14 protein-coding genes and 1 riboswitch are annotated in these 13,151 nt (G+C 38.0%); of the genes, 9 read left to right on the top strand and 5 right to left on the bottom strand.

The genetic code is table 11. From position 1 onward, the window contains the following. Positions 1 to 490 precede the first annotated feature (490 nt). The 6 genes from ACFSUL_RS21025 to ACFSUL_RS21000 all read left to right on the top strand — a co-directional run bounded on the left by ACFSUL_RS21025 (position 491) and on the right by ACFSUL_RS21000 (position 4,397). On the top strand, positions 491 to 1,333 hold the full coding sequence (locus tag ACFSUL_RS21025) for a flagellar hook-basal body protein (protein ID WP_377938314.1): 843 nt from the start codon (positions 491 to 493) through the stop codon (positions 1,331 to 1,333). 44 nt (positions 1,334 to 1,377) lie between these two features. Further along, positions 1,378 to 2,220 (top strand): flagellar hook-basal body protein, encoded by an 843-nt coding sequence (locus tag ACFSUL_RS21020; RefSeq protein ID WP_377938312.1) that lies wholly within the window; start codon positions 1,378 to 1,380, stop codon positions 2,218 to 2,220. A 14-nt stretch (positions 2,221 to 2,234) separates the two neighbouring features. Continuing rightward, positions 2,235 to 2,531, top strand: a complete 297-nt coding sequence (locus ACFSUL_RS21015) for a DNA-directed RNA polymerase subunit beta (RefSeq protein ID WP_377938310.1) — start codon at positions 2,235 to 2,237, stop codon at positions 2,529 to 2,531. A gap of 250 nt (positions 2,532 to 2,781) precedes the next feature. Further along, entirely contained in the window at positions 2,782 to 3,213 is a 432-nt protein-coding gene (fabZ, locus tag ACFSUL_RS21010; RefSeq protein ID WP_071410540.1) for a 3-hydroxyacyl-ACP dehydratase FabZ, read from the top strand. Between the two features lie 209 nt (positions 3,214 to 3,422). Beyond that, entirely contained in the window at positions 3,423 to 3,773 is a 351-nt protein-coding gene (locus tag ACFSUL_RS21005) for a hypothetical protein (protein ID WP_377938307.1), read from the top strand. Between the two features lie 234 nt (positions 3,774 to 4,007). After that, the gene (locus ACFSUL_RS21000; protein ID WP_377938305.1) at positions 4,008 to 4,397 is read left to right on the top strand and encodes a hypothetical protein; all 390 of its coding nucleotides are present in this window, start codon (positions 4,008 to 4,010) and stop codon (positions 4,395 to 4,397) included. Between the two features lie 312 nt (positions 4,398 to 4,709). On the opposite strand, the gene ACFSUL_RS20995 is transcribed toward ACFSUL_RS21000, so the two are convergent. Continuing rightward, positions 4,710 to 5,126 (bottom strand): class D sortase, encoded by a 417-nt coding sequence (locus tag ACFSUL_RS20995; RefSeq protein ID WP_377938352.1) that lies wholly within the window; start codon positions 5,124 to 5,126, stop codon positions 4,710 to 4,712. 1,284 nt (positions 5,127 to 6,410) lie between these two features. Then, positions 6,411 to 6,522: riboswitch (cyclic di-GMP riboswitch) on the top strand. 31 nt (positions 6,523 to 6,553) lie between these two features. Here ACFSUL_RS20995 and ACFSUL_RS20990 point away from each other — a divergent pair. Beyond that, on the top strand, positions 6,554 to 6,694 hold the full coding sequence (locus ACFSUL_RS20990) for an anti-repressor SinI family protein (RefSeq protein WP_377938303.1): 141 nt from the start codon (positions 6,554 to 6,556) through the stop codon (positions 6,692 to 6,694). Positions 6,695 to 6,719: 25 nt separating this feature from the next. Here the strand turns inward: ACFSUL_RS20990 and ACFSUL_RS20985 are convergent, their stop codons facing one another. Both ACFSUL_RS20985 and ACFSUL_RS20980 read right to left on the bottom strand, forming a co-directional pair. After that, a complete protein-coding gene (locus ACFSUL_RS20985; RefSeq protein WP_377938301.1) occupies positions 6,720 to 7,040 on the bottom strand; it encodes a helix-turn-helix domain-containing protein in 321 nt (106 codons plus the stop codon). Positions 7,041 to 7,124: 84 nt separating this feature from the next. Next, positions 7,125 to 7,580, bottom strand: coding sequence for a YwpF-like family protein (locus ACFSUL_RS20980; protein ID WP_377938300.1), 456 nt, complete (start codon positions 7,578 to 7,580; stop codon positions 7,125 to 7,127). A gap of 285 nt (positions 7,581 to 7,865) precedes the next feature. Here ACFSUL_RS20980 and ACFSUL_RS20975 point away from each other — a divergent pair, with 285 nt between their 5' ends. Beyond that, positions 7,866 to 8,231 carry a single-stranded DNA-binding protein gene (locus ACFSUL_RS20975; protein WP_377938299.1) on the top strand — a complete coding sequence of 122 codons (366 nt, stop codon included), beginning with the start codon at positions 7,866 to 7,868 and terminating at the stop codon, positions 8,229 to 8,231. A gap of 44 nt (positions 8,232 to 8,275) precedes the next feature. Beyond that, the gene (locus ACFSUL_RS20970; protein ID WP_377938298.1) at positions 8,276 to 8,473 is read left to right on the top strand and encodes a hypothetical protein; all 198 of its coding nucleotides are present in this window, start codon (positions 8,276 to 8,278) and stop codon (positions 8,471 to 8,473) included. Between the two features lie 194 nt (positions 8,474 to 8,667). Here the strand turns inward: ACFSUL_RS20970 and ACFSUL_RS20965 are convergent, their stop codons facing one another. Together ACFSUL_RS20965 and ACFSUL_RS20960 are read right to left on the bottom strand one after the other, a co-directional pair. Further along, a complete protein-coding gene (locus ACFSUL_RS20965; protein WP_377938350.1) occupies positions 8,668 to 11,496 on the bottom strand; it encodes a DEAD/DEAH box helicase in 2,829 nt (942 codons plus the stop codon). Continuing rightward, positions 11,489 to 13,144 carry an SWIM zinc finger family protein gene (locus ACFSUL_RS20960; protein WP_377938297.1) on the bottom strand — a complete coding sequence of 552 codons (1,656 nt, stop codon included), beginning with the start codon at positions 13,142 to 13,144 and terminating at the stop codon, positions 11,489 to 11,491. Before ACFSUL_RS20960 ends, ACFSUL_RS20965 begins: the two co-directional genes overlap by 8 nt. Positions 13,145 to 13,151: the final 7 nt, after the last annotated feature.

Genomic DNA, 13,151 nt, shown 5'->3' with positions numbered 1-13,151 from the left:
CGGGCTAGCTGCAGGAGCTGGACAGAGAAAAGCGGAAGCGGCTTGCGTAGCCTTCGAGACCCATCTAAGAGGCAAAGGGGTCTGACACCGCAAAGTAATTGGCAGATACTAAGTGAAAAAATGGAGGTTTCTAACCTAGCAACTGCATACTACATCACGGCGTCAGTCCCTGATTAACGAAGAAGTCGATATGCAGTGAATGTAAGTTATCTGTTTTTTAATAGATAAGGGGACAGACCCCGTCTACGTGCTACCAGGAAAGAACTACACACAACCTATCCAACAAAGTGATTACATCAATAGGGGACAGTCCTCGTAAAGCAAGACATCCAACATTTTCTAATGAAAAATAGCGAAAGAATGATAACAAATAAAGCATTATTCCGATATAATGAATAGGTAGAAGCTTGGACGGAACTTAGGGACTTGGATGCTGTCTAAGTCTTATTCAAAATGGCAACATGCTGTAATAGAAAAAGAGGTGGAGAAAATGTTTCGCGGTTTTTATACTGTTGCTTCCGGAATGCTTGCACAGCAACGGAAAACAGAAATGCTATCAAATAATATGGCTAATGCAAACACACCTGGATTCAAAGCGGACCAATCATCGATGCGAGCATTTCCAGAAATGTTATTGCAGCGGTTGGATTCAGCAGAAGTTCCAACAGAAAGGAAACTAAATATTCCTTTTAATAGTGAGATAGGAGCACTTAATACAGGAGTTTATATGCAGGAAGCTACGCCTAACTTTTTACAGGGCGATCTGAAAGAGACTGGGAATGGGACAGATGTTGCATTAACAAACCTTTCCATGCCTGTAGATGAAGTCTCTGGCGCTCTTGGCTCTATCTTTTTTACAATTGAAGGCTTAGACGGTACACCTCGTTATACGAGAAACGGGAATTTTACTGTTGATGGCAGCGGTTTTCTGACAACAGCAAATGGGCAATATGTTTTAGATAATAGTGATGAAAGAATCCAATTACCTAGTGATCAGTTTACGATAAATGAAGATGGTCAGGTTTTAGTTAATGATAGGAACGTGGCAACATTAGGAATCGGGTTTGCTGGGAATCCTAATACACTTGTAAAACAAGGCGATGGTTTATTTGTATCTGAAAACAATAACCCACTTCCAAGTGCATATAACATAGAGGGTGTTTCCTTTAGAACAAGTCAAGGGTTTTTAGAAAGATCGAATGTAGATGCTGCTAGGACAATGACAGATATGATGACAGCTTACAGAGCTTTTGAAGCTAACCAAAAAGTATTGCAAGCATATGATCGCAGTATGGAAAAGGCCGCTAACGAAATCGGACGAGTAAATGGCTAAGCTAATTACCTCTATTTTACTAACGGATAAAGGAGTCCAATAAGATGAACAGGACAATGATTACTGCAACGAATACAATGAATCAATTGCAAAAACAAATAGATATGATCGGTAACAACCTAGCAAACTCTGATACGAATGGATATAAGCGTAAAGAGGCTACTTTTTCGGAACTATTAGTACAGCAATTCAATAATCAGAGAAACGTAGAGGCAGAGATTGGGAGATTAACACCGAACGGCATCCGTCAAGGTGTTGGGGCGAAGCTTGGTCAAGCTCAGATGATTTTAACACAAGGTTCGCTAAAAAATACCAATCGGGAACTAGACTTCGCATTGACAAATAGTAAACAATTCTTTAAAGTACTTGTCCAAGATGGCGAGAATAATGATGTCCGTTATACTCGTGACGGGGCTTTCTATATTAGTCCTACAGGAAATGGCGAGGCGCTACTTGTTAATGGTTCGGGTCATCCTGTGTTAGATGAGAACGATAATTTTATAACATTTCCAGAGAATGTGGAAAGGTTCAATCTAGAAGGTAACGGGGAAGTAACGGTTCGTGATAGAAATGGAACCGAAACTACCTTTGATCTTGGAATTGTTCAATTAGAAAAGCCACAGTTTATGGAGCAGTTCGGCGGGAATTTAATTGGATTACCAGCGAACATGCAAAATCTAGGTGTAAACGAAGCTGAAATTATTACAAACATCCAAGGAGCGGCACGAAATGGGATTTCCTTGTCGCAAAGAATGTTAGAAGCTTCTAACGTTGATATTGGAAAAGAAATGACAGATATGCTGAATGTTCAGCGTTCATATCAATTTCAAGGAAAATCGATCTCGATGGCAGATCAAATGATGGGCCTTGTGAACGGGATACGCTAAAGGGGTTTGAAACTATGACAGGAAAAGATATACTACAAGAAGGTAAAACAAGGGAAGACATTAAAGCAGATAAAGCGAAAGTAAAACAGCAGAAAGAGGAAATGACACAAGAAACCCAAACGCAGGCTTGGGTACGTGTAAGACTCATTCCAATCTGGCTTCGTGTCCTTTTATTTATTCTACTTCTTGCTGTCAGTTTAATTCTTGGCACCGCCATCGGTTTCAGTGTCATCGGGGACGGAAAATTCTTAGACACCTTTAAACTCGAAACATGGCAACACATCTACGACATCGTAATGAAAGAAAAATAACCCTTGCATATTAGACGCCCTCTCAAGTAGTGGGCGTTTTTTTAATACGTTAGTGTAGTGGGGGACGGACCTTTAAAGGAAACCTTCAAAGGTCCGTCCCTCACTGCTTTAAATTGGTAAAGTAATACTTGTAGTTCTCGGTGCCAGTCAGCACAGTAATGGATTTCCCTTCAAAATAGCATCTATTTCAAATCATCCTCGATTTCGGTACAATAGAAGGATATCGTACATATTTAGGAGGACTAGTGATATGCTTACTATTGATCAAATTAAAGAAATTATTCCACATCGTTATCCTTTTTTGTTAGTGGATCGTATTTTAGAGGTGGAAGAAGGCCAAAAGGCAGTTGGAATTAAGAATGTGACGGCTAATGAAGAATTTTTTAATGGACACTTCCCTGATTATCCTGTAATGCCAGGTGTTTTGATTGTCGAGGCACTCGCACAAGTTGGAGCAGTGGCGATGCTGAAAAAGGAAGAAAATCGTGGCCGGTTAGCATTTTTTACAGGGATTGATAAATGTAGGTTTAAGCGTCAAGTAAAACCTGGTGACCAACTTCGTCTTGAAGTTGAAATGACTCGCTTTAAGGGAGCAATCGGAAAAGGAAAGGGAATTGCTACGGTAGATGGCGAGGTCGCTTGTGAACTAGAAATGATGTTTGCGCTAGGTGACAAACAATAATAAAGTGAAACTTCAATCAGTGGCGTTTTCCTGACCGTTAATGCGGGATAAAAGGAACGGTTCTCTAAGATAAGTCCTTAGAGAACCGTTCCTTTTTCCTTGTTAAATTTCAAAATCAATGTAAGTTTAAAATAAAATTGGGAATGATAATGGGAGACCAGTAATAGCGGTCTTACTTACACTTATATGTTTGAAAGGAGTTATACATCATGAGCAGAAAATTATTATCCATTTTGGGTGGATCAGCACTTGCTGCAATGCTTTTAGTTGGCTGTAATGCCAATGATGACCAAGAGCCACCTCCAGAGGACGATGCACCATTAGAAGAGGACGGCGGGGATTTGAATAACGACAATGGTGACAACGGTAATAATGGAAACAACGTTGACAACGGTGACGATGGTGACCTGAACGGTGACAATGGTGACCAAAACAATGGAAATAACGGTGATAACAATAACAATGGTGATGGAGAGTTATTAGAAGATGAGAATTCTCCAGATGAAGAACCATTAGAAGATACAAAAGATATGAAAGACGAAGATAATAAAGATCAATAATAATTTTGACAGAGATGGCAGTAGCTGTCTCTGTTTTTTAAAAAATACTTTTACGGTGATAACTCACAAAAAATTTGAAGAAAGTTTCGTTTTAAAGTAAAATCTTTTAAGGTAGGATATAGTAATGGTAAAAGTAATTACCATATTTTTTACAATAGAAGCTCTACATATCGTCTGGCCATTATGATATAGTTATAATACTATGTATATTTTTTTAGGGGGTACTTTTTATACATGTTTAATCAATTATCATCGGGTACGAAGATCAGTATTACCCGTTCTATAAAAACAGCTTTTGAACAATATATGGCGAAGATTAGTTGGGATGAAGAAAAGTATGAATTACAAAACTTTGTTCAACTTTGGCGTACATATATAAATGAAAGTGCTTCATGGTTTAACAATTTAGATGATCAGATAAAAAATGATCCCAAATTTCATGAAGAGTTAGCAGTTAAGATTAATGAAACGATAGAAAAAATTCTTTCAGAGCCACCAACCGAAGAGCAAATGAACGAAATAGACTCTCTTCAAAAGGATCTTGGAACGGATTACGACTATTCATGTAAAGTAGAAGCAAAATTTTTACTTGATAAACTCCAAGGAATGGCAAAAAAAAACTAAATCTACCTTTAGATAAAGACTTCAAATTGGCACAAATTTTGTACTATCAAGTTTTTAATGAAGAGCTCCCCTTGCAAAATTACTCCAAAGCGGATATTGAATATATCATAGAAGAGCTTATTAACGCACAAGATATCAACCCTTTTTATAGTGATATTGTTCATTAAAGCCCCTAAAAAATAGGGGTTTTTGTTAATAGTTAGGAAATGATAAGTTATTCTTTTGTGGGTAATTTTCTATTGGGACATCTATATAGCTTTAAACTCTTATCCTCCCAATCCTGTTCGTTCTGAATATGCTAAGCGCACCTGATTAAGGTGATTCTATTCTCCGTGCATTAATAATATAACGCTCCTCTGTACTAGATAAATAGTCAAATGGATAGCAAGTGGACAATGTTAGAACTTCATCAGGGGAAGTGGATTGTAAAACGGACATATTTGTTTCATGAACAATAAATGTTTCAAAAATTTCATAGATAAATATGCCATCCTTCATCTCTATTATAAGTTTATCTCCCTCTTGCAACTCCCCGATGTGCTTAAAAACGGTATCACGATGACCTGCTAAAAAGATTCGATCCCTTTGGTTGGGAAGTTTTGTAGAGGAATAATGACCAATTCCTTTTTCAAGCTCTTCTTCATCCGTACCTTCTATGATCGGAAGTTCTTTATTAAGGGCAGGGATATCAAGAATTCCAACAACATCCCCTTTTGAAAAAGAATATATAACCTCAGAATTATTTCTTTTTTTTTTAGATGTTCATCTGTAAGCTTCTCTTTTGCTTCACTCAATGCCTGTGCTTCCTGTTGTTTTTGCGAAATGATGTGATAAATGGAATAGGTAATTAACATTAATCCTATAATGAATAATGTCAAACTGGTTATTTTCAATATGCTACTTCTCAAAAATTTTTCTCCTTTATCAATAAAGATTATATGACTAGGAAATCCCCATTCTTTTGGGAGGTTTACTAGTCGTATTTTTTGTAACGTATCATACTAATTTTTCTTATTATACATTATAAAGAACAATATATTTTATATAAAAAACGAAATTATCTGAAAGAATGAGGATTTTGAAGATATAGAACAGAAAGTGTTCATTATAATGAAAAAATGAAGGAATTTGCCATTTTTTAAATAACAGTGGCTACTTTATACTAGAATCAATTGTTCTTTTAAAAGAACAATTGATTCTGTAGTATTATTTTAGCTTGCGAAAGGATAATAATTAAAGGCTGCTTTCGTAAAATTTGCTGCTTTTTAACTCCAAACCAAGTTTAACCCACTGAATTGATTGGAGCGGAGGGCATTTGACTCTTGCGGGAAAAGAGGGAAGTGAGAATCCCACAGAGGAAACGTATGTCTAGCTCGCTGTAAAAAAGATAAAATTCTCAAAAGGAAAAGGGTGCCTTGGGGGAATTTTTCCTGTTTTCTTCACGAGCTGAGAAAGTCGCCTCCGGTTTCTAAGAGTCTTTTATTTCTCCCCGAGCGTAGCAGAAATTAACGGGAAGAATTTATATAAGTAAAAACAATAATCTATGAGAAAAGAGCCTAATTTAATGACCTTCAGCATATATTTTTCATCACTACTAACCTTTTCTAATAAATTTATATCAGGGAAAGAGGTATTGAAATGTATAAAAAAACATGCGATCGCTGTACCCGTCCATCCTATAGTAGTGCAGAACTAGGAGAGTGGATTTGCCCCTCATGTGGACTTGACTTAACCAGTGCACCTTTGTATAACTCCTCTACGATAAATCCAAAGAGAATTATTCCTCTAAGTAAAAAGTTGGAAGCATATCAAAGACAGGCAGAAAAGAGACTGTATTAACCCTTCGACAATATTATGTCATTACCTTAATTAATAATAAAAATATACGTAAATTAAAACCTAAATTGTCAAAATATAAAGAAAAATTTTCCGGAAAAAATTTCAGAATAGACAAAAATCAACATATAAAAAAATAGCTAGATAGTATAATAAGGATGGGACTAAAGAGATAATGTCAGATAAAGGCAAACCTGTTGAAAAGTAGGGACGCAAAGTCACGGGTCTAAGGTTTAGACATGCTTCAAAAGGATGAGCTTGTGTAAACTATGACGGCTGGATTGCCTGAAATACGAAGCGTATTTTAGGAGGAATGGGATTTGGGGAAGAAAGAATTAGATGTAGAATGGATCCAACTAATTAAGGAGGCAATGAAAGTCGGAATAAAACAGGGAGAAATTAGAGAGTTTTTACAAATGAACACCTCGGTAAAAGCTCTAAAACCAAACAGAGAAAATTAAAAAGTCTTGCTTCCTAGCAAGACTTTTATTTTTGACCTTGACGCCATTTATTAAATTCAATGAACTCACGAAATTGATCTTTTGAAATGCCTGAATCCATTGCTTCTTCCACAATCTTCATCCATTCATAATCCATCTGCTCTTCTTTAATTTCATCATGTAAAAGGGAGTCAACTGTAACTCCGAGGGCAGCAGAAATTTTTTCAAGGAACTGAATGGAAGGATTCTGTTGAAGACTTCGTTCAATTGAGCTTAAATACGACTTAGCTACTCCAGCTTTATCAGCAAGCTCCGTCATGGACATTTTCTTTTCTTGTCTTAACCTTTTTACTCGCTCGCCAATCATGACTGTCACGCACCTTAGAATTAATTTTATACTAGTATACCACATTCTCTAAGGTTGTTCCATATAATGAACGTCCTGTTCTTGTTATATGTTTTTTGCTTCCGAACTAGACTTTGATGAGGCGGGAATTTGTGGTTTGGATTTCATTTTACTTTTAAATTCTTGCATGAGTTCTTCCCCTGCATAGCCCTTTTGCATTAAGTTAGCGAGTAAGAGTTCTGCATACTCATTTCGTTGTTTTCTTAGCTTTCCTTCAAACAAAATACTCATTTTATCATCCATTAACTTAATGCACCGAATAGATGTTAAGAATGCGGCTGGATCATTTGCTTGGTGAGAAATAACAACTTGTATTTCTAAATCGCCTTTTTCCTGTTGAGCTTCCCGGAAGTAATCATAGTATTCTTTTGAAACATATGTCTCAATTAACCATGTTCTTTTATCGTCTTCTTTGTTAATAATTAAACCGTCCACGATATTAATGTCCTTCAGTACCTCTTTTTCGACAACTTGGAGAGTGATAACTTTGAATGTTTTCATGAACGAACATCTCCTACCATTAGTTTCACTTTTACCAAAATTATACCATAGAGAGAAACGGATACATAATGGTGTAATTTCACTATTCTTCTTCATTGGAAAAAACTTTAAAAAAGTTTAATTTTATATTCCCTCATTAAGATTTGTTTTAAAAAGTGAAAATTCGCCTAGATGAATTTTGAGAATTCGAGAGGAAATAGCAGTGAAAATACAATTTCCTTCATTTTACAGGATAAAGGAATGCTTGTAAGATGGGGTCAGACAGGAAAGGAGGGCAGATGCTCAGTGATTAATCAAGTAACATTGGTGGGGAGGTTAACGAAAGATCCAGAACCTAGAGTAACACCAGATGGAAAATCAGTTTTGAATGCTACAATCGCATTGACCCGTAGATTTCGTAATCAACAAGGGCAATTTGAAGCGGACTTTGTTCTTTGCACGTTGTGGAATAAAGCAGCTGAAAACACAGCGAAATATTGCAAAAAAGGCTCCGTAATTGGAATAGTTGGCCGACTTCAAACTCGTAACTATGAAAATGAACAAGGAAAGCGAATCTATGTGACGGAAGTAGTTGCGGAATCAGTTAAATTCCTTGATGGCAAACCTGCTCAGCCACAGAAATCAACTGATAAAATAGAATTGCCATTTTAAAATATCTTCTAACAAAGAAAAAGTATTTTTTAGGAGGTGAAAACTTGTCTCTAGCATTGATAGAAAAAAGAATTGATCGCTTGGAAAAATTAAATGAAGAATTGATCCGTAAGTTAGCACGAGTAAATGTAGCGAATTACTACCTTTCGCAACGTATAGAAACCCTCGAAGAACACGCATCTGTAGAAAAAGCTCCCGACATATCTAACCAGCAGAAAAAACTCAGCCTAGTATCCAACTAATAATATGTATTTTTGATCCTACCAACAACAAATTACCTCTAACATCCTGCCGAAAAAGATAGAATAAAACGTTACCTCGAAATCAAACTCCTTATAACTTCAAATAGAGCCGATTCCTTTGATGGAATCGGCTGTTTTTTGTTTGCAGTACCCTTTTTGGAGGTCCGTCCCTCACTACGTTAATGCACTAAAACTTATTCTAGTGTTAGGAGGGATTGGAGGTCTTGGTTGGATAGTTCGGTGATCCATTGGTCGCTTCGGATGATTTCTTCGTTTAGTGCTTGTTTTTTTTCGAGCATGCTGTCGATCTTTTCTTCTAGTGTTCCAGAGGAAATCATTTTATGGACATGGACAAATCGCTTTTGACCGATGCGGTAGGCGCGGTCTGTTGCTTGATTTTCAACTGCCGGGTTCCACCAGCGGTCATAGTGAACAACATGGTTGGCAGCTGTTAAATTAAGTCCTGTTCCTCCTGCTTTTAATGACAGTAAAAAGACAGGGAATTTTCCTTCTTGGAAATCAGATACAAGCTTATCACGCTGCGTTTTGGACGTACTTCCATTTAAAAATGGCACGTCAACACCAAACTTATCTTTCATCACGCGTTGGATCATTTCTCCCATTGAAATATACTGGGTGAAAATTAGACAACCCTCTTCGGCACCGAGGGCTACCTCGACAATGTCCACGAGCTTTTGCATCTTCTCTGATCGCTGCAGTACCGAATCTGGCACCGGTTCTTTTAAATAAAGGGCCGGATGATTACATAACTGCTTTAGTTGATTAAGCATTTGCAAGATTAATCCTTTGCGTTCAAAACCATCTAACGTTTCAATTTTTGTGAATGTCTCCTGAATGAGCTGCTCATAAAGGGAGGCTTGTTCCGCTGTTAATGGACAGTATTCCTTCTGCTCAATCTTCTCTGGAAGGTTCAACTCCACTTCAGGATCCTTTTTCGTTCTACGTAGTAAAAATGGTTTAATTTTTGCCTGAAGTTCTCTAACTTTATCCTCAGACTCATCCTTTTCAATCGGAGCAATATAATTTTTCTGAAATTGCGTAAAGCCACCGAGATATCCATGGTTGAGAAAATCAAAGATTGCCCACAGTTCAGATAATCTATTCTCCATTGGTGTCCCTGTTAATGCGATATGATGCTTCCCAGACAATTTACGGATAGCACGGGATTGCTTCGTATTCGCATTTTTAATATTTTGCGCCTCATCAAGTGAAATAGCACTCCAATTTATTTGCGAGAGTTCCTCAAAATCCATATGAGACAAGCCGTACGAAGTTAACACAACATCCGCATCAGCAATTCCTTCTGAAAAGTTCTCCCCCTTTAAGCGATTAGAACCATAATGAAGATGGACAGAAAGAGATGGTGAAAATTTCTCCAATTCCCGTTGCCAGTTCCCCAGTACAGAAGTAGGGGCAATAATTAACGCAGGCGAGTCTGGTGTTTCGTTATTTTTTACATGTAAAAGATACGTAATTAACTGTACCGTTTTGCCGAGGCCCATATCATCTGCCAGGCAAGCCCCAAATCCAAACTTCCGTAAAAATAATAGCCAACTCATCCCAAGCTGCTGGTATGGTCGCAATTCCCCTTGGAAATCTGTAGGCTCTTCGGCAATCGGAATTGTCGACACGTTCGAAAGCTGGTGCACAAGCTTCTTCATCGATCGATTAAGTTCAAGCTGGATACGCGCATACTGGTGTGGATCATACTCATCCTCGTCGGGCGCCGCTTCATCCGAATCTTTCGGAACAAGCTCTTGTTCGAGCATATCCTGAATCGAGATCCCATCTTTCTTTGCCTTTGTCATCAATTCTTGGATTTTGCGGATCATCGCTGGATCAAGCTTCATCCATTGACCGCGGATTTTTACTAACCGACGTTGTTCATTGACAAGCTTTTGGAAGTCGTCTTCGGAAAAATCAACGCCATTCATCGACAGTCGCCAATCAAAGTCGAGCATCGCATTCAAACCGACAAAAGAAGGGCGGTAACTCGTATCTGTATTTTTTAATCGCGCTTTTACCGTCAGCTGGGCATCTTTCATCGCTTCCCACCAAGAAGGCAAAAGAATTTCAATATCTAAATCAATTAGTTTTTCACTTAAAATAGTTAAGAAATCCCACGCATCGTGTTCATCTAATGTTGTTCGAAGTTTATCTCCCGTCCCTTTTATTAACGGCATCATATTCATCCAACGTTTTTGTTCAAGGTAAACTTCCGGTAGATATTTTTTCCAACTAGGCGGAATCTTGTCTTCCACCAATGAAATAACACGATCCTGTTTCTTTTTATCTCGTAAAATGGTTTCTAAGTGCCATGTATCTTCCTCTTCCAAAGGTTCAGAAATACTTAGACCCATTGTAAAAGGGAGGGAGGAGTCCTCTAACCCAATCCATTCACTCCAACGTTCCTCATCAAAATAGGCTTGAAGCTCTTCCGACGTTAACGAACTGTCCTGAAGCTTTTGCACTCGTCTCCATGACGAAGATTCTTTTGCATTCATGGCCTCTTTTAATCCATGTTGAAACCATCGCTCAGTTAAGCCGCGCTTAGTAGGGCCAGAAGGGAGTTCCTCTTCCCAAAACTCATTCGGAAAATTAGTCCAAACCTCTTCAGGAATTTGGAATTGTAACCCCTCTTCTTTTAACTTATCAAACTGTGGAAGCCATTTCCCTGACTCGATGGCATCAAAAAGAATTGGAGCAATCGCAGAACAAGCTTGCCCTGTCTCATCCCAGTCCCAATCAACCATCGAACTAAAACTCTCATTGGCAAGGAGTGTTAAGAGCTCCCAATGAGAAACAATCACATGATCTTGGTAGCCAATTTTTTGTACAGAAAGGCGTGTTCCATAAAAACTTTCCTCATGCCATAAAAATAACTGGCGTTTCCAGTCTGTAACCGATAGAGGCTCCCCCTTATCATTAACAGCAGAAACGAGAAAGTAATCAGGACTTGTATTGGTATCAATTACTATCTTCACAGGCGATAACTTAAGCATCAATCAATTTACCCTTTCTACATTCCTCTTGAAAAGCCCGTAATCGCTTATTTTTTTCTAAAATAAAAGCAAAAAAGACTTCCCATTTTTCCGGGTGTTTTAATTTTTTATATAACGTCCGCAGTCTCTTTAAATAACGAACGGCTTTTTTATAACTGTCACGATTTTTTTGTTCAATATAGTGAATAATCCCTTCATGATACAGTGGAAGAACAAGCTCTGGAGCATCCTTTGCGACATCCTTTAGCCCCATGCCTTCCATTTCTTGTATCGAATAATTCATATAAATTTGAAGCTCCACCCACGCACGATAGTCTTTCGCCGACAATAAAAACTGACTATAGGAAAAAAAGCTATAAGGAAGCAGGGAAAGGAGCAGTTCCTTCAGAAGCAGTTTCTGATTTTCCGCAAGCCAATCCATCGGCAAAATCCGAAAAAACCAACGAGCAAATTGTGTCGCATAGTAATCATCTAGCCCGTTCATGTAGTCCGCAAGCTTAGGAGCAAGTTGTTTTAAAACAAAAACAGCAGTATCATACTTCTTCAAATAGAAAAACTGCTCCAACCAAAAGTCGGCAAAATGAATAATTTCTAAACCTAGTCTATCAAATTGTTCATAAGCATGATCAAAATCATCTAGCAGCAAATACTGATGGAGAAGGGCTACCGTCCCAAACGTATCCTGCGGAACAGCTGCTTTCAACCGTTCTATCTCTTGCCGTCTCCATTGCTTTGTCTTAAATAAGAAAAACCAAAGGAATCGATAAATATCTGCTTTCACCATTGTACTTTGCTCGGAAGAAGAACTAAATTCCACTGTTTTATTTTTTAAAAAACTAATATAAGGATCAAAACTAAAAGGCATTGCATGAACCGCCAGCCTTCGAATAGCTTCTTCCATTTCCGCTAAAAGAAAATCATACATAGAATAATGATTTTTATCTAATTGTATTTCCCGCTTTTGAACAAATGCATCAATTGTTTGTGATAAATAAAAAGTCGTAAACAATTGATAGAGCGGCTTCCACTCTCGTTCAAAAGGAGCATCCTTCATTAATCGCTTATAAAAATTTTGTATATGTATATCAATCATATAAGATTGTCGTTCTATTACCTCCATATCCTCATCGGATACGACTGTTTCAAAAAATATCCACCATTCTTCAGGAGAATTCCCACGTGTTTTTCTCTCCTTTAATAAATCGCTAGCCTTACGAAGAGCACCTGTGGAAGAGTGCTTTGTTAATAAATCTTGGAGCGAAGACGCAGAGCCTGCCTTTGCATTACTAGGGTGTCCCTCATTCGAGCTTCGCCACTCCGTTAGCCATTCACTAACACGACCGACCTTATTATATAGAACAAAAAATGTTGCCATCCGATGACGGCACCATTTCTCATGTGGACAAGAGCATTTACTAAGCAATGGGAAAGTCAAATCCAACTTAACCGTAACAGGCGTAACATCCTGCACCTCCGCAAAAGCCGCTTCATCCCGTACCTTCACGTTCGAAACCAAATGCTGACGAAACAAAAGCAGCCCCTTCTGAACCACATTCCGACTTTCCTCATCCGTAGCCTTCAACTCGCTTCGAATATACTCACTCACCGGCAAAAGCTTCTCCTCCAGCTCCTGTAGCCTAATCGACATAAAAAGC

Origin of the sequence: Bacillus seohaeanensis (assembly GCF_042684945.1) — a bacterium.
In the GTDB taxonomy this organism is placed as follows: domain Bacteria; phylum Bacillota; class Bacilli; order Bacillales; family Bacillaceae_B; genus Rossellomorea; species Rossellomorea seohaeanensis.
This window is presented reverse-complemented; position numbering and strand designations above follow the sequence as displayed.